14 protein-coding genes are annotated in these 15,812 nt (G+C 73.7%); 6 read left to right on the forward strand and 8 right to left on the reverse strand.

Annotated elements, in window-relative coordinates:
- Nucleotides 1–40: 40 nt before the first annotated feature.
- From hpf to mtrA, 5 genes are all read right to left on the reverse strand, one after another.
- On the reverse strand, nucleotides 41–703 hold the full coding sequence (gene hpf, locus ACT3SP_RS13345) for a ribosome hibernation-promoting factor, HPF/YfiA family (RefSeq protein ID WP_444587787.1): 663 nt from the start codon (nucleotides 701–703) through the stop codon (nucleotides 41–43).
- A 131-nt stretch (nucleotides 704–834) separates the two neighbouring features.
- Nucleotides 835–1,635 (reverse strand): ComF family protein, encoded by an 801-nt coding sequence (locus tag ACT3SP_RS13350; protein ID WP_444587788.1) that lies wholly within the window; start codon nucleotides 1,633–1,635, stop codon nucleotides 835–837.
- Nucleotides 1,636–1,757: 122 nt separating this feature from the next.
- Nucleotides 1,758–3,461, reverse strand: coding sequence for an LpqB family beta-propeller domain-containing protein (locus ACT3SP_RS13355; RefSeq protein ID WP_444587789.1), 1,704 nt, complete (start codon nucleotides 3,459–3,461; stop codon nucleotides 1,758–1,760).
- Entirely contained in the window at nucleotides 3,458–5,233 is a 1,776-nt protein-coding gene (mtrB, locus tag ACT3SP_RS13360) for an MtrAB system histidine kinase MtrB (RefSeq protein ID WP_444587790.1), read from the reverse strand. The genes ACT3SP_RS13355 and mtrB overlap by 4 nt, the downstream gene beginning before the upstream one ends.
- Before the next feature lie 34 nt (nucleotides 5,234–5,267).
- Nucleotides 5,268–5,963 carry an MtrAB system response regulator MtrA gene (mtrA, locus tag ACT3SP_RS13365; protein ID WP_444587791.1) on the reverse strand — a complete coding sequence of 232 codons (696 nt, stop codon included), beginning with the start codon at nucleotides 5,961–5,963 and terminating at the stop codon, nucleotides 5,268–5,270.
- Between the two features lie 185 nt (nucleotides 5,964–6,148).
- On the opposite strand from mtrA, the gene ACT3SP_RS13370 reads away from it, so the two are divergent.
- The 5 genes from ACT3SP_RS13370 to ACT3SP_RS13390 are packed head-to-tail and all read left to right on the forward strand — an operon-like array spanning nucleotide 6,149 to nucleotide 11,491.
- Nucleotides 6,149–7,285 carry a glycerophosphoryl diester phosphodiesterase membrane domain-containing protein gene (locus ACT3SP_RS13370; RefSeq protein WP_444587792.1) on the forward strand — a complete coding sequence of 379 codons (1,137 nt, stop codon included), beginning with the start codon at nucleotides 6,149–6,151 and terminating at the stop codon, nucleotides 7,283–7,285.
- Complete coding sequence (locus ACT3SP_RS13375; RefSeq protein WP_444587793.1) at nucleotides 7,282–7,950, forward strand: DUF4129 domain-containing protein; 669 nt, start codon at nucleotides 7,282–7,284, stop codon at nucleotides 7,948–7,950. The genes ACT3SP_RS13370 and ACT3SP_RS13375 overlap by 4 nt, the downstream gene beginning before the upstream one ends.
- Complete coding sequence (locus tag ACT3SP_RS13380) at nucleotides 7,947–9,158, forward strand: DUF4350 domain-containing protein (RefSeq protein ID WP_444587794.1); 1,212 nt, start codon at nucleotides 7,947–7,949, stop codon at nucleotides 9,156–9,158. Before ACT3SP_RS13375 ends, ACT3SP_RS13380 begins: the two co-directional genes overlap by 4 nt.
- Nucleotides 9,155–10,180, forward strand: coding sequence for an AAA family ATPase (locus ACT3SP_RS13385; RefSeq protein ID WP_444587795.1), 1,026 nt, complete (start codon nucleotides 9,155–9,157; stop codon nucleotides 10,178–10,180). Before ACT3SP_RS13380 ends, ACT3SP_RS13385 begins: the two co-directional genes overlap by 4 nt.
- A gap of 12 nt (nucleotides 10,181–10,192) precedes the next feature.
- A complete protein-coding gene (locus tag ACT3SP_RS13390) occupies nucleotides 10,193–11,491 on the forward strand; it encodes a DUF58 domain-containing protein (protein ID WP_444587796.1) in 1,299 nt (432 codons plus the stop codon).
- A gap of 30 nt (nucleotides 11,492–11,521) precedes the next feature.
- Here the strand turns inward: ACT3SP_RS13390 and ACT3SP_RS13395 are convergent, their stop codons facing one another.
- The gene (locus tag ACT3SP_RS13395) at nucleotides 11,522–12,517 is read right to left on the reverse strand and encodes a stage II sporulation protein M (protein WP_444587797.1); all 996 of its coding nucleotides are present in this window, start codon (nucleotides 12,515–12,517) and stop codon (nucleotides 11,522–11,524) included.
- Nucleotides 12,518–12,633: 116 nt separating this feature from the next.
- Here ACT3SP_RS13395 and ACT3SP_RS13400 point away from each other — a divergent pair, with 116 nt between their 5' ends.
- Nucleotides 12,634–13,485: an RDD family protein gene (locus tag ACT3SP_RS13400; protein WP_444587798.1), complete on the forward strand. Its 852-nt coding sequence runs from the start codon at nucleotides 12,634–12,636 to the stop codon at nucleotides 13,483–13,485.
- A gap of 21 nt (nucleotides 13,486–13,506) precedes the next feature.
- Here ACT3SP_RS13400 and ACT3SP_RS13405 read toward each other — a convergent pair whose 3' ends face one another.
- Nucleotides 13,507–15,330, reverse strand: a complete 1,824-nt coding sequence (locus ACT3SP_RS13405; RefSeq protein ID WP_444587799.1) for a phosphomannomutase/phosphoglucomutase — start codon at nucleotides 15,328–15,330, stop codon at nucleotides 13,507–13,509.
- Entirely contained in the window at nucleotides 15,323–15,715 is a 393-nt protein-coding gene (locus ACT3SP_RS13410; protein WP_444587800.1) for a DUF3499 domain-containing protein, read from the reverse strand. Before ACT3SP_RS13410 ends, ACT3SP_RS13405 begins: the two co-directional genes overlap by 8 nt.
- Between the last annotated feature and the right edge of the window lie 97 nt (nucleotides 15,716–15,812).

Here is a 15,812-nt window from a genome sequence, read left to right on the forward strand (position 1 = left end):
CGCCGGTGCGCTCCTCCCGCCCTCCGGTCGGGTCTCGGGGTCAGGATGCCGCCAGCTCGCCGTCGAGCTCGATGACGCCGTAGTTCCAGCCCTTGCGGCGGTAGACCACCTTCGGGTTGCCGGACTCGTCATCGACGAACAGGAAGAAGTCGTGGCCGACGAGCTCCATCTGGTAGAGCGCGTCGTCGACGCTCATGGGGTTCGCGGGATGCTTCTTCTCGCGGATGACCACCGGGCTCCCGGCCTCGGCCAGATCGACCTCGTCCGTCCGCGAGCTCTCGGCCGATTCCTCCGCGGGCTGCGGCGAGGTCTCCTGGAGCGAGGCGGGCAGCTCCTGGTCCGCGGGCATGGTGCGCAGGCTGGCCCCGCTGCTCTTGTGGGAGCGGTCCCGGCCGCGGCGATGATCCTTGCGACGGTCACGAGCCCGGCGGAGACGTTCGAGGAGCTTGCCGTAGGCGATGTCCAGGGCCCCGTAGAGATCGTCGGCTCGCGCCTCGGAACGGATCAGCGCACCGTTCTCGTGCACGGTGAGCTCGACGCGATCGCTGAGCTCGGCCTGCCTGGGGTTCTTCTCCTGCGAGATCTCGACGTCCACGCGGAGTGCCGCGGGGGCGAGCTGGGTGACCTTGTCGAGCTTGTCGGTGAGATGACGGCGGAATCGATCCGGGACGTCCATATGACGTCCGACGACGTTGATCTCCATGAGTGGGTTCTCCTCCTATCCGGGTGCGGCCGCTCTGAGCCCGGCCGCGATGGCTCTTCGGCTGGGTGTCGCACCTCCTGATGAAGGGGGTCCCGCCCTCGATGTGGCGAGTGCCATAAGCATGCCACGTTTCACTCGATGTTTCCTGATCGTTCGTCGCGGAACTCGCCCGGCGGCGGGATCCGTGCGGAGGCGACCACGACGGCGCCCAGCACGCGCATCCCGGCCCCCGTGAGCGCCTCGTGCATCCCGCGCAGGGTGGATCCGGTGGTCACGACGTCGTCGACGATGACCACGCTCCGGCCTGCTCGTCCCGCGTCACGGGCTCGGCGCCCCGAGAGCACGATCCTCCGGGCGCGTCGCTGCCGGGAGCCCTGCCCCTCCTGGGCCGTGGTGGGCCGGGCGCCCAGCAGCAGGGCCCGGCCCGCCCCACCGCGGTCCAGAGCACGCACGAGCTCCGCGGTGTGGTCCTCACCGCGTCGCAGCCGGGCGCCGCGCCGGGAGGGCACCGGGACCAGCGAGGGGTCGACGACCTCCGCGTCCTCGGCGAGCCGGGCCACGGCAGGAGCCAGCGCCGGGGCGATCCGCGCACCGAGATGCAGCATCCCGCCGTTCTTCCAGGCCAGCACGATCTTCTGCAGCTCACCGCCGTACTCCCCGAGCGCGAGCACGGGAAGCAGCGCGCTGTGGTCCACGCCGGCGGGCAGCACGATGCCGCCGCGTCGCTCCTCCCGTACCCGTGCGGCCGTCAGCACCTGCAGCGCATCGCAGCAGGTCTCGACGCGACGCGGCTCGACCTGCAGCAGCGCCGCGCAGCGCGGACAGAGCCAGACGTCCTCACGGCCGCACGGGCACCTCCGCGGGGCCACCAGCGCGCAGGTCTGCGCGATCACCTCCCGCACCGTGCCCGAGAGGTCGCGCCGATCGTCCATCCGCCGATCCCAGCACCTCCGCCCCAACGGTGCGAGGCAGCGATGCCCGCGGTGGACGGCACCGCGGTGGGGAGGAACGGTCGCCGCACCGCGCGAGGGCCGTCATGCCTGCCCGCCGGGCCTCAGTAGAAGGAGGGGTCGCGCCCCTCGATGTCGACCGGGGTCCAGCTCTCACCGTCGCTGCGCAGCAGCTCTCCGCCCGCGGTGCCGGCCCAGACGGCCTCGGCCACCACGGAGCCGGCGATGCGGTCGATGCCGGGCTCCAGGACGGGCAGTGCCTCGCGCCCGGCGGCGAGGTCGACGATGAGGGCGCGCTCCTCCTCCGCGGACCGGTCGGTGCCGAGCATCACCAGCGCGAGCTCGTCGTACCAGGAGAGATCGGTGACCGAGGTGAGGAAGGTGTGCACCGTCGTCGGCTCCGTGAGCGAGGCGGGGACGCCGTCCGCATCGCGCACCACGGCGCACAGATCCACGCGGGATCCGCCGTCGTCGGCGGAGAGCAGGACCATCCGGGTCGCGTCAGCGGCGATGTCCAGAGCCTGGATCTCGCGCCCGGCCAGCCACGGGGCATCCACCTTGGCATCGCGGTCGGGTCCCTGTCCGGACAGCGCCAGCAGCGCTCCCGCGCTGGACCGGGACGCGGTCCACACGAAGCCGGCGTCGTCGATCCGGGGCGCGACGAAGGCGCCGCCGGTGGCCGCCTCTCGCAGGGGCACCGAGCCGTCGGTCGAGGCGATCAGGACGACGGAGCCCTCACGGCTGCGTGCGGCGGCCAGCACGCCGTCCTGCGCGATCACCGGCGCGGAGACCTCGGTCTCGGCGAGGTCGGGCACCAGCTGGACGGCCGGGTCCGCCGTGCCCGCATCGGTCAGCGAGATGATCCCGGACGGTCCGGCGGCGATCGGTCGATGCCCCGGCAGGGCCCGTTCGACCCGGGTCTCGTCGTCCAGCACCACGTCCTGGCCGTCCTGCACCAGGCGCACCCCGGACAGGGTGCGCAGCGATCGCAGCGACGCCTCCAGCTGGGAGAGGGCCAGCGCCCTCGGCCCGGCGGCGAGGCTCGCGATCGCCGTGGGCACCGTGACCTGCGCGCTCCCGTCCACGCCGGTGGTGATGACCGCATCGGAGATCCCCGAGGTCCGGGGCACGTGGCTGGTCACCGCTCCCTCGAGGAAGGGGGCGGGGCCGGCCAGGAAGGCCTCGAGCACGGCCGGGGCGCCGCGCCGCAGCGGGAACCAGCGATGGTCGGGGACCAGATGTCGGTCGCGCGCGTCGAGGAAGTACAGCCGTGCAGGTCCGTACAGGGTCTCGAAGGCGGCCTCGGAGAGGAAGATCCCGTCCGGGACGGCGCTGAGCCGCCACTGGTCCTCGACCTGCTCGATCTCGACCTGGATCTCACGGGAGACGGGACCGGACATCAGGCTGCGCACCCCGTCGGCATCGACGAGGGCGACGACCTGCAGCATCATCGCCAGCTTCCCCTCGCCCACCTCCTCCACCTGCAGCTCCTGGCTGCCGGAGTAGACGGTGATCCTCGCGGCCGGGTCCCAGGTCGCGCTCGCCTCGGCGGTGAGATAGGCCCGCGCCACCGCGAAGTCCTCCTCGGAGCCGACCCCGGCCTGGACGAATCCGGCGACGACGTCCTCGGCGGTGGCGTCGTCCGGCGGCGGCAGGGCCCGGACGTAGGGCGCCCCGGGCTGGGCCTGCCCCGACAGGGTGCGGCTGTCGATCGGGGAATCGGTGGGGATCCGCGCACAGGCGGTGCCCAGGCCCAGCACTGCGGCGGCACCGGCCGCCCGCAGCACGTCGCGTCGTGCCGGTCTCATCGCTCTCCACCGATCTCGCCCGCGCCGGGGACGCTGCCGCCCGCCCCGGGAACGCTCTCCCCGGCGCTCTCGTCGAGGTCCGGGAGCAGCCCGGGCCCGATCATGATCTCGCCGGTGGGCGTGGGCGAGACCGCCGCATCGGCCTCACGGCGGTCGAAGGAGCGCTCCAGCCGCAGCGGCGAGCGGAGGAGCGTCGCCCCGGGACGCCGCGGAAGGGTCAGGCGGAACACCGCCCCCTCGCCCTCCTGCCCCCAGGCCTGCAGCCAGCCCTCGTGGAGCCGGGCGTCCTCGACCGAGATCGACAGCCCCAGTCCGGTGCCGCCGATGGTCCGCGCCCGGGAGGGATCGGCCCGCCAGAAGCGATCGAAGACCCGCCGGGCGTCCTCCGGGGAGATGCCGTGGCCGTAGTCCTGCACGACGACCGCCACGGCGTCCTCGTCGGACGCCGTCTGCACGAGCACGGGTCGGCCGGCGCCGTGCTCGATCGCGTTGGTCAGCAGATTGCGCATCACCCGGTCCACGCGTCGCGCGTCCACGACGGCGTCGACATCCTCCCCGGACAGTCGCACGTCCAGCAGGCATCCGCGCGCCCCGGCCAGCGGGCGGACGTCCTCGATCGCGCGCATCACCAGCTCGTCGAGGTCCTCGCGACGGGCTTCGAGCACCGCCGCCCCGGCGTCGAAGCGGGAGATCTCCAGCAGGTCCGCCAGCAGCACCTCGAAGCGCTCCACCTGCGCGGAGAGCAGCTCGGCCGTGCGCTGCAGCTCCCCCGGCAGCTCCCCGCGGCGGCCGTCCAGCACCGAGGACGCCATGCGGATCGTGGTCAGCGGCGTGCGCAGCTCGTGCGAGACGTCGGCGACGAAGCGCTGCTGGACGTGCGAGAGCTCGGTGAGGTCGTCCACCTTCTGCTCGAGGCTGCGCGCCATGTCGTTGAAGGACTCCCCCACCCGGGCCAGCTCGTCGGCGCCGGAGACCTCGACCCGGCTGGTCAGGTCGCCCGCCGCCATCCGCCCGGCGGCGTGCGCGGCACGCTTGAGAGGCGTGGTCACCAGCCGGGCGACGACGATCGCGATGCCGACGATCAGGGCCAGGAGGACCGCGCCGCCACCGAGGATCACGCGCTGCACGAAGGAGAGGGTCTCCTGCTCCTCCTGCATCGAGTAGACGAGGTACAGGTCGTAGGAACCCGCGCTCGGGACGATCACGCGGGTGCCGACCAGGAGCGCCGGGTCCGTGCTGCCGGCACCGTCGTCGCGGCCGATCGAGCGCCAGGAGATCGCGTCGGGCTGCTCCGCCACCGTCGCGGAGAACTCGTCGTCGACCTCGTCGAAGAGGGTGCGGTCCGAGGAGGCGACGGGGAAGACGGTGCCGGTCGTCTCCACCGGCACCAGGGCGACCTCGCGCCGGTCCCCGCCGCCCTGCCCGCCCGTGGTCTGGACGAAGGCGCTCACCGCGTCCTGCTGCTGGGTGCTGGTGGAGCCGGAGACCTGGGAGAGCGTGTCGGTGAGGTCGCTGCGCACCTCGAGGGTCTCCTCGAGCACCCGGTCCCGACGCTGCTCGTAGAGCCCGTCGGCGATCACCGAGGAGAGGTAGGCGCCCACGGCGAGCAGAGCGACGATCGAGAGCAGCGTCGTGACCAGCACGACTCGCAGGGCGAGCGGCCAGCTGCGCGGATCCGCGCCGAGGACCGCGCGCACGCTCCCCGCGGTCGAGGAGGAGTCCTCCTCGGCGCTCGCCCGCGGATCGCCCCCCGCGCTCGGGCCGGTGCTCACGGACGGGCCGGTGGTCACGATCGGGTCGGGGCGGTCAGGCCCCGCCCCCGGCGCGATACCCGACCCCGCGCACCGTCACCACGATCGCGGGGTTCTCGGGATCGTGCTCGATCTTCGAGCGCAGACGCTGGACGTGCACGTTGACCAGGCGGGTGTCCGCGCTGTGCCGATAGCCCCACACGTCCCGCAGCAGCACGTCACGGGTGAAGACCTGCCACGGCTTGCGCGCCAGCTGGGTGAGCAGGTCGAACTCGAGCGGGGTGAGGGAGATGAGGTCGGATCCGCGCCGCACCTCGTGCCCGTCGACGTCGATCGTGAGATCCCCGATCGCGAGCGTCTCGGTGGTGGGGGGATCGACGCGCCGCACCCGCGCCTTGATGCGCGCCACCAGCTCCTCGGGCTCGAAGGGCTTGGTGAGGTAGTCGTCGGCCCCCGCCTCGAGCCCTTCCACCACGTCGGCCGTGTCGGTGCGGGCGGTGAGCATGATGATCGGCACCCCGGACTCCCGGCGCAGCCGTCGGCACACCTCGATCCCGTCCATCCCGGGCAGCATCAGGTCGAGGAGGACGAGGTCGGGACGCAGGCGCGGGAAGGTCTCCAGCGCGGAGGCGCCGTCGGGCGAGGTGGCGACCTCGTAGCCCTTGCCGCGCAGCACGATGCCGACCATCTCGGCGATCGCGTGATCGTCATCGACAACGAGGATCCGTGAAGGCGTCGTCATGGTGGTCATTGTGCCACCGGCGACGCGCAGGACCTGGGAGGCCGGTCCGTCAGGGTGTCCGGAAGATACGAGGTCATCGACGTTCGTCGGATCGGCGAGCGCTCCTGCCCTCCGTATGGTCGCCTCAGGACTTCCGCTCCCGCCCCGACGGCCGAGCCGGGCGACGGGAGACGTCACGAGCAGCAGGAGGATCGATGAGCACGCAGTGGACAGCCCCGGGAGCGACCGGCGGCGACGACGCGTCCGCGACCCCCGAGGGCGACCCGGCGTCCACGGGCACCGGGCCGGTCGAGCCCTCCGGCCCCGCACCGCGCGGCGGGCCGCGCCGCGAGCTCGTGCAGTCGATGCCGCTGTTCCCGCTGCGCCCGCTGGGCCTGGGCGAGATCCTCGGCGCGGCGGTGCGGATCTACCGGCTGCGTGCGAGGTCGGTGCTCGGCGTCGCCGCCGCCGTCTACGGCGTCGCCTTCGTGATCACCACCTTCGCGACCGGGGCCAGCATGGTCCCGATCATCGGTGACATGCAGGCCGTGATGGAGGATCCGCAGGCGGAGGTCGCGGGCCTGGACAGCCTGGCGGACGCGGCCGTGCTGATCTCCTCCACCGCACTGACCCTGGTCGTGACCCTCGTGGCCGCGGCGCTGGTGACGGTCGCGCTCACCCGTGTCGCCCTGGGGGAGGCGGTGGGCCGCCCCGTGCCCACCGAGGAGATGTGGGCGACCATGCGCCGCCGCGGCCTGCCCGCGGTCGTGGTGAGCCTCCTGATCGGGCTGCTCGGCACGGTGCTGTTCGCGGTGCCCTTCGTCCTCGGGATGCTCCCGCTGGTGCTGCTGCAGGAGGCGAGCGTGCTGACGATCGTCCTGCTCGTGCTCGGTCTGGTCGTCGGGGTGCTCGCGGCGATCTGGCTGTGGGCCCGCACGGTCCTGGCCGTTCCCGCGCTGGTCATCGAGGACACCACGGTGCTCGGCGCCCTCCGCCGCAGCTTCGGGATGACGCGCGGGCGTCGCTTCTGGCGGGTGCTGGGCATCGCGCTGCTGGTGTACGTCCTCTACTCGGTCGCGATGCAGGTGATCGCCGGGGTGTTCGGCACCCTCGCCACGATCCTGTACCTCGCCATCCTCCTGGCCAGCTCCTTCGAGGCGATCGTGCTGGGCATGGCCGTGCTGACGATCCTGTCCATGCTGGGCAGCTACGCCGCATCCTTCCTGCTGGCCCCCTTCCTCTCCGCCGGGATCGTGGCGGTCTACGCCGACAACCGGATGCGCCATGAGGCCTGGGACGTGGAGCTGACCCGGCGGGCGCGGGAGGCCTGGGACGAGGGTGTCGCGCGATGATCTCCGCGGCGCCGCCCCCTCAGGATCCTCAGGACGCCCGCTCGCGGGTCCTGGAGGAGCTGTCCAAGGCGGAGTACGACGACTCGCCCGGCTTCATCGCCTGGCTCCTGGGCACTCTCGAGGACTGGCTGATGCGGGTGCTCGCGGGGATCGACGGCTCCTCGACCGCCCAGGCCGGCGTCGCCGTGCTGGTGGTGCTCGCCCTGCTCGCGGTGGCCGTCCTGGTGCTGCGCCGCACCGGCCTGCTCCGTCGCAGCCATCCGCTCGCCGTCGCGCCCGAACTCGACGCAGAGCCCGTGCTCAGCGGCGAGCAGCTGCGCTCCGCGGCCCGCAGCGCGATCGACGCGGGCCGGACGGACGACGGCACCGTGCTGGCGCTGCGCGCCCTGGTGCGGGACCTCGAGGAGCGCACCCTGCTGGACGTGGCCGCCGGGATGACCGCGCACGAGGCCGCGGCGCGCGCCGCGGTGCCCTTCCCGGACCTGCGCGGCCGACTCCAGCGTGCCGCCGACGCCTTCGACACCGCCGCCTACTCCCACCGGTCCGGCACCGCCAAGCAGGCCGACGACCTGCTGCGCCTGGCCGAGTACATCGCCGAGTCCGCCCCCGACCTGTCGACCGTGGAGGCCGATGGCTCCCTCGCCGCCGCCGGGACGTCCGCATGAGCTTCGAGGCCGCTCCCGCACCGACGGTGCCCGTCGGCGGCACCGCCGCGGATCCTGCCCCCGGCCCTGCGGCCCCGCGGCGCCGTCGGCCCCTGCTGATCGTCCTCATCGCGCTCGCGATGATCGCGGCGGTCCTCGCCTCGGTCGCGCGCGGGCTCTATCGGGACGGTGAGCTGGAGCCCGACGCCCCCACCGACCAGGGCTCCAAGGCCGTGGTCCAGGTGCTGGAGGACCTCGGCGTCGCCGTGGACGTGGACCGGCACACCGCCGATGCCGCCGAGGCGCTGCGCAGCGGACGCACCGTGCTGGTCACCGACCCCGGCCGGCTCGCCCCCCAGCAGGTCAGCGCCCTCGCCGACGCCCGGGAGGCCGGCGACGGACGCCTCGTGCTCGTCCGGCCCGACGCCCTCGTCCTCGCCTCGCTCAGCGACGAGATCACCCCGTCCTCGGCGCTGCGCGACTCCGCCCGGCTCGAGGCGGGCCCCGACTGCGGGGACCTCGCGCACCGTGCAAGGGTCCTCGAGGTGCCGCACCCCGACGACGGGCTGCGCGGTGCCGCCGCCCTGTACCGCACCGACGACAGGGCCGAGGCCTGCTTCGGCGACGACTCCGGTGCCCTGGTGGCCGAGCACGACGGGCTGATCGTGCTGGGCAGCGCGGACCTGCTGACCAATGCCGGGGTGGGCCGCGCGGACAACTCCGCGCTGGTGCTCAACGTGCTCGCCGCGGACGGCGAGCTCAGCTGGTACGTGCCCTCGACGACCGATCCGATGGGCACCTCCTCGCAGTCCCTGCTCGGGTACCTTCCCGGCTGGACCGGTCCCGTGGTGCTGTGGCTGCTGCTGACGGCGGTCCTCGCCCTGGTGGCGGCCGGTCGTCGCTTCGGCCCGGTCGTGGTCGAGCCGCTGCCGGTCACGGTGCGGCCCCAGGAGCTGGTGCTCGGCAGCGCCCGGCTGCTCCAGCGCGCCGACGCACGGGACGGGGCGGCGGCCTCCCTGCGCGCCGCGACCGCCGTCCGGCTCGCGGACCGCCTCGGTCTGCGCCACGAGTCCTCACTCGACGGACTCGTGGCGACCCTCGCCCCGCAGACGGAGCGCTCGGCGGAGGAGCTGCGCGCTCTGCTCGGCCCCACCCCCGTCACCACCGACCAGGACCTCGTGCGCCTCGCGCACGACCTCGACCGTCTCGAGAAGGAGATCGACCGATGACCGACCCCACCGCGGGCGCCGACCCCACCCCAGAGCCCACCAGCGCGCCGGCTCCCGCCGGGCCGGACGTCGACCAGGACACCCGCGCCCATCTGCAGCGCCTGTCCGCCGAGATCCACAAGGGGGTCGTGGGTCAGGACGCCGCCGTGACCAGCCTCGTCGTGGCGCTGCTGTGCCGCGGGCACGTGCTGCTCGAAGGCGTGCCGGGCGTGGCCAAGACCCTGCTGGTGCGCTCCCTGGCGGCGGCGCTGGACGTGCGGATGCGCCGCGTCCAGTTCACCCCGGACATGATGCCCGGGGACATCACCGGCTCCCTCGTCTACGACAACACCACCAGCGACCTCGTCTTCCGCGAAGGGCCCGTGTTCACGAACCTGCTGCTGGCCGACGAGATCAACCGCACGCCTCCGAAGACCCAGTCGGCGCTGTTGGAGGCGATGGAGGAGCGGCAGGTGACCGTGGACGGCGCCAGCCGACCGCTGCCGGACCCGTTCCTGGTCATCGCGACCCAGAACCCGATCGAGTTCGACGGCACGTACACCCTGCCCGAGGCACAGCTGGACCGTTTCCTGCTCAAGGCCGTCATGCCGCTGCCCGAGCGGGAGGTCGAGGTGGACGTGCTGCGGCGCCACGCCGGAGGCTTCGACACCACCGACCTCTCCGCGATGGGTCTGAGCGCCGTGGTCGACGTCCCCTCCCTCCACCGGGCCCAGCAGGACGTGTCCCAGGTGGTGGCCGAGGACCCCGTCGTGCAGTACATCGTCGACGTGTGCCGGGCGACCCGCCGCTCCCCCAGCCTCACCCTGGGCGTCTCCCCGCGCGGCGCGATCGCGCTGCTGCGCACCTCGCGCGCCTGGGCGTACCTCTCGGGTCGAGACTTCATCACGCCCGACGACGTGAAGACCATGGCGCCCTCCACGCTCTCGCACCGGGTGCGCCTGACCACCGAGGCCGAGCTCGAGGGGACGCAGGTCGAGGCGGTCCTCGCCGCGACCCTCGCCTCCGTGCCGGTCCCCCGCTGAGGACCGGCGTCGATGAGGCTCTCGCTGACACCCCGCGCGGCTCCGGTCGCGCTGCTCGGGCTGCCCCTGGTCGTGCTCTGGCCGACCTGGTGGATGCTGCTCGTGCTGGCGGTGCTGTGGGCCCTGGTGGTCCTCGCCGACGCGCTCCTGGCCACCGATCCGCGACGGATCAGGGTGCGGCGGGCCGCCCCGACGCAGGTGCGCCTGGGAGGGACCGTCACCGGTCGCCTGCTGCTGACCAACCCGACCTCGAGGAGCGCCTCCCTCGAGGTGCGCGACGCCTGGAACCCGACCGCCGGCCTGTCCTCCCAGCGCTCCGCGCTGCACCTGCCCTCGACCGAGCGGCGCGCGATCACCCAGGTCTTCACCCCGACCCGTCGGGGGGAGCACCGCAGCCGGGCGCTGCTGATCGCCTCCCGGGGGCCGCTGGGCCTCGCCCGGCGCACCGCGAGGGCCGAGGCCCCCGGCCGCCTGCTGGCGCTGCACCCCTTCGGCTCACGACGCCATCTGCCCTCGCGGGTGCAGCGGCTGCGCGAGATCGAGGGGCTCGCGGCGATCCATCAGCGGGGGCAGGGGACCGAGTTCGACTCCCTGCGCGACTTCGTCGACGGTGACGACGTGCGCTCGATCGACTGGCGCGCGACCGCCCGTCGGCGCAGCGTCGTGGTGCGCACGTGGCGGCCCGAGCGGGACCGGCACGTGCTGATCGTGGTGGACACCTCCCGCACCTCCGCGGGCCGGCTCGGCGAGGCGACCCGCCTGGACGCCGCCTTCGACGCCGCGCTGCTGCTGACGGCGCTGGCCGGGCAGGCCGGGGACCGCGTGGACCTGGTGTGCGTGGACCGCATCCCGCACGTCTCGGTGCTCGGCTCGACCCGCACGAAGGTCCTCCACGACATGGTCACGGCCACCGCCGGGGTGGAGCCGGCGCTGGTGGAGACCGACTGGGAGCTCGCCGCGAGCACGATCACCGACCGCACCCGTCGCGGCTCCCTGGTCGTGCTGATCACGCCGGTGGAGGCCTCGGTGGTCCACTCCGGGCTGCTGCCGGTCGCCGCCCGCCTGGCGAGGGATCATCCGCTGCTGGTCGCCTCGGTCGCAGATCCTGCCCTCGAGGAGCTCGCCGCCGGGCGCGGCGATCTCGAGGAGGTGTACCGCGCGGCCGCCGCCGAACAGGCGCGCTCCGAGCGATCCGGGGTCTCGCATGCCCTCGAACGGGTCGGCGCCCATGTGGTCGACGCCCCACCGGACCGGGCCCCGCAGGCCCTGGCCGACGCGTACCTCGCCCTCAAGGCCGCCGGGAGGCTGTGAGGCGCCGTGCAGGGGCCGCGGCGATCCGGATCAGCCGGCGGTGGCGACGCTCGCCCCGACCAGCTCCTCGGAGAGGTCCCCGCTCACTCCCTCGCGGTGCACCTGCCGACCGCGGCCGAGCATGAACACCATGAAGGCGAGCCAGGCGACGGCCCCGATCGCGATCCGCAGCGCGGGGGGCAGCCCGCTCGGCGTCACGAACGCCTCGATGAAGCCCGCGACCAGCAGCACGGGCACCAGCCCGATCGCGACCGTGATCAGCGCGCGCGAGGCACGGGAGAGCGCCCACAGCCGCGGCACCGGTCCGGGCCGCACCCAGGCCCAGAAGGTGCGCAGCCCGGCCCCGGCCCCCACCAGCACCGCGGTGATCTCGAGCAGACCGTGCGGGAGGATGTAGACGAAGAACGTGCCCAGGCCGCCGTAGGCGCTCATCACGCCAGCGGACAGTCCGATGTTCAGTCCGTTCTGCACCAGCATGACCAGGGGCCAGAAGCCGGTGACGCCGAAGACCACCGCCTGCACCGTGATCCAGGCGTTGTTGGTCCACACCTGGGCGGCGAACCCGGAGGCCTCGCCCTCGAAGTAGTAGCTGACGAAGTCCTCCTCGGCCAGCTGGCGCTGCTGGTCCTGGGGGATCACCAGCTCGCGCGCCGTGGGATCCATGCCGAAGTAGACGCCGGTGACGACGGTGGAGAGCAGGAAGACGGCCGCGGCCAGCGCCACCGTCCAGCGGGCCTCGTACAGCGCCGCCGGCAGGTCCTCCCAGAAGAAGGTGCGGGCGTGCTTCCACAGCGGGGTGCGGGCGCCGGTGATCCGCAGCCGGGCGCGATGCACGAGCAGCGAGAGCCACGAGACCAGCGCCGGGTCGGGGTTGGTGGACCGGACGGTCGAGAGGTGGGTGGAGGTCTCCTGGTACAGGGAGAGCAGCTCTCCGACGTCGGCAGCATCGAGGGTGCGGCGGCGGGTCAGCTCCCGCAGCCTGTCCCACTGGGGTCGGTGCACGGCGATGAAGGCGTCGGTGTCCACGACCTCAGGGTAGGGTCCGCCGCCGCCGCGGACGGCCGACGAAAGTCGGAGCCCCCGGCGTCGGAAGCCGACGGTCGGCGCTGACCCCCTCGGCGCCGGGCTGTCAGGATGGGGCCATGGCAACCATGGGCGCAGCAGCGGCGGTCTCCACCCCGAGGGATCGCGATGCGCTGATCACCGGCGACGCCGTGCTGCTGGATCTGCGCACCGCCTCCTTCGCCACCCGCATGCTCTCGGCCGTGATCGACGGCGTGCTCCAGCTCGTCCTGCTGATCGGCGGGACGATCTCGCTGGTCTGGGGCGCCTCCCGCGCGGAGCTCGACGACGGCTTCGTCGCCGCCGGGATCGTCACCATGTCCGTGCTCGCCTACGTGGGCTATCCGGTGCTGTGCGAGCTGCTGACGGGCGGCCGCTCGGTGGGCCGCGTGGTGATGGGCACCCGGGTGGTGCGGGACGACGGCGGCCCCGTCCACGTGCGCCAGAGCCTGATCCGGGCCGTGATGGCGATGCTCGAGCTCTGGTCCACCTCCGGGGCGATCGCGCTGACCTGCTCGGTGATCGACCGCAAGTCCCGACGGGTGGGCGACCTGCTGGCCGGCACGATGGTGATCCAGGAGCGGATGCGCGGCCTCACCGCGCAGCGCGTCGAGGTGCCGGGACCTCTGCAGGACTGGGTGCAGGGGGCCGACGTCGGCCGGCTGCCGCTGACCCTGATGCAGGACATCCGCTCGTTCCTGCCCCGCGCGGGCTCGATCAACCCCGAGTCCCGCCGGCAGCTGTCCCGGGACCTGCTGCACCGCACCCTCCCCCATGTCGCCCCGGCGCCGCCGCCGGGCACGGACCCGGAGCAGTTCCTCACCGCGGTGATCGCCGAGCGGTCACGACGGGACGAGCTGCGGCTGCGACGCGGCCAGGAGCGTCAGCGGGACCTGTCCGCCGAGGTCCGTGCGGTCCCGTTCACCGTCTGAGCCTCCACGGACGCGGGGCTCTCAGGAGCTCGGCGGCGCCTCGTGGCGCCCGGCGATGAGGACGGGGATCCCGCCCTCGACGGGATGGACCCGCCGGCAGACCTCGCACCGCATCGCGCGGTCCGTGTCGCGCAGCTCCCCACCGCAGTCCGGGCAGCGCAGGATGGCCCGCACCCATCCGGGCACGTCGGCGCCGCTCGCCCCGGACGGCGGCCCGACGGGCGCCGCGATCCCGCCGTCGACCGCCGGGGCGGTGACCGCCAGGGGGTCGGCCCCCTGCTCGTCCGCGGGGCCCTGCTCGTCCGCGGCCTCCTGCTCGTGCCGGGCACCGTCCTCGTGCCGGGCACGGTCCTCGTGCTCCATCGGGTCGGGCTCCGTCCTGTCGGCGGTCGTGAGGCCGACGGCGTCCTCCCGCACCAGGGCGAGCACCTCGTCCCGGATCCGCTCCATCGTGGCATCCTGCTCCGCCTCGACGTTCAGGCGCAGCAGCGGTTCCGTGTTCGAGGACCGCAGGGTGAACCACCAGCGCTCCTCCGCGGGACGCTCCTCGTCCCAGTGCTCGACGGTGAGCCCGTCGAGGTCGTCGATGCGCGCTCCCGGCAGGCCCCCGAGGCGTTCGCGCACCCGCTCCCGGGCCCTCGCGGCGTCCTCGACCCGGGTGTTGATCTCCCCGCTCGCGGCATAAGGGCTGTGCGCGGCGACCAGCGCGGAGGAGGGGGCGTCGGTCTCGGCGAGCGCGGCCAGGACGTGCAGGGCCGCGAGCATGCCGGAATCGGCGTGGAAGAAGTCCCGGAAGTAGTAGTGCGCGGAGTGCTCGCCGCCGAACACCGCCCCTCGCGCGGCCATGGTCTCCTTGATCAGCGAGTGGCCCACAGGGGTGCGCACGTGCTCTCCCCCGGCCTCGCGGATCGTCTCGGCGACGTGACGGGAGGTGACGAGGTTCGCGACCACCACCGGTCGCGTCTCCCCCGCGGCCCGGGCGGAGGCGATCTCGCGCCGGGCGATGAGCGCGGTGAGCGCCGAGGGCGTCACCGCGGTCCCCGTCTCGTCGAGCACCACGCAGCGATCGGCGTCGCCGTCGAAGGCGAGGCCCAGGTCGGCGCGCTCGCGGAGCACCGCCTCCTGCAGGTCGCGCAGGTTCTCCGGGCGCAGCGGATCGGCCGGGTGGTGGGGGAAGTCGCCGTCCAGTGCGAGGTGGAGCCCGACCATCTCGATCTGCGGCAGTCGGCCCAGCACGGCCGGGGCCGTGTGCCCGGCCATGCCGCTGCCGGCGTCCACGACCACCCGCAGCGGGCGGCCCTCGGGCACGGGTGCCAGCTCGAGCAGGGTCCGGGCGTAGTCGTCCAGGGTGTCGATCTCCTCGGCGCGGCCCTCGCCGCGCACCGGGATCTCTCCCGCGTCGAGGTACGCCTCCGCCGCACGACCGATCTCCCCCAGGCCCGTGTCCCGCGAGATCCGACGGGCCCCGGGCAGGCACAGCTTCAGCCCGTTGTCCTGGGGAGGGTTGTGGGAGGCGGTGATCATGACCGCGGCGGCCCGATGCAGCCCCGAGGCGCAGTAGAGCTGATCGGTCGAGGCCAGTCCGGCATCGGCGACGATCGCACCGCGCCGCACCGCGCCCTCGATGACGGCCTGCGAGAGCGCCGGGGAGCTCCGTCTCATGTCGTGGGCGACGATCAGCTCGGGCGACTCCAGGGAGTCGGCGAAGGCCGCTCCCAGCGCCCGGGCCACCTCGACCGTGAGCTGGTCGTCGGCGCGCCCGCGCACGTCGTTGGCGAGCACGATGTCCGAGAGGTCGTGGGGGGCGACCGCGGGATCGGGCCGCGGCTGGGAGAGCTCAGTCATCCGCGCTCCTGACCACGTGCAGATGGCGGGTGGGCGCGGCGTCGCGGGAGGACCGCGGTCCCGACGGCGGAGCGGTCGAACGACGCGAGGAGGACGACGGAGCAGCGGCAGGGGCCTGGTCCCCGGGGCGCTCCCGGCGAGGGCGGAGCGCATCGGCCAGCGCGACCAGGTCGTCGCTGACCTCCTCGCCGCCGGCCACCCGCAGCAGCTCCCATCCGCGCGGGGCCGTCATCCGCGAGGCGTGCTCACGGCAGAGGTCGTAGGCGTGGGGCTCGCTGAGCCGTGACAGCGGACCGAGCACCGCGGTGGAGTCCTCGTACACGAAGGTCAGCGAGGTGACGGCCGGCTGGGAGCAGGCGGTCCGGGAGCATTCACGAACAGGCACGTCCAGCAGTGTATCCAGGGGGAAGCGCCCCCGGCGGACGGCGCGCCCCGCGGGTCGGTCGCCTCCCGTGCGCTCGCCCCGCAGGTCGGTCGTAGGC

The sequence above is a fragment of the Brachybacterium sp. AOP43-C2-M15 genome, assembly GCF_052446295.1.
In the GTDB taxonomy this organism is placed as follows: Bacteria; Actinomycetota; Actinomycetes; order Actinomycetales; family Dermabacteraceae; genus Brachybacterium.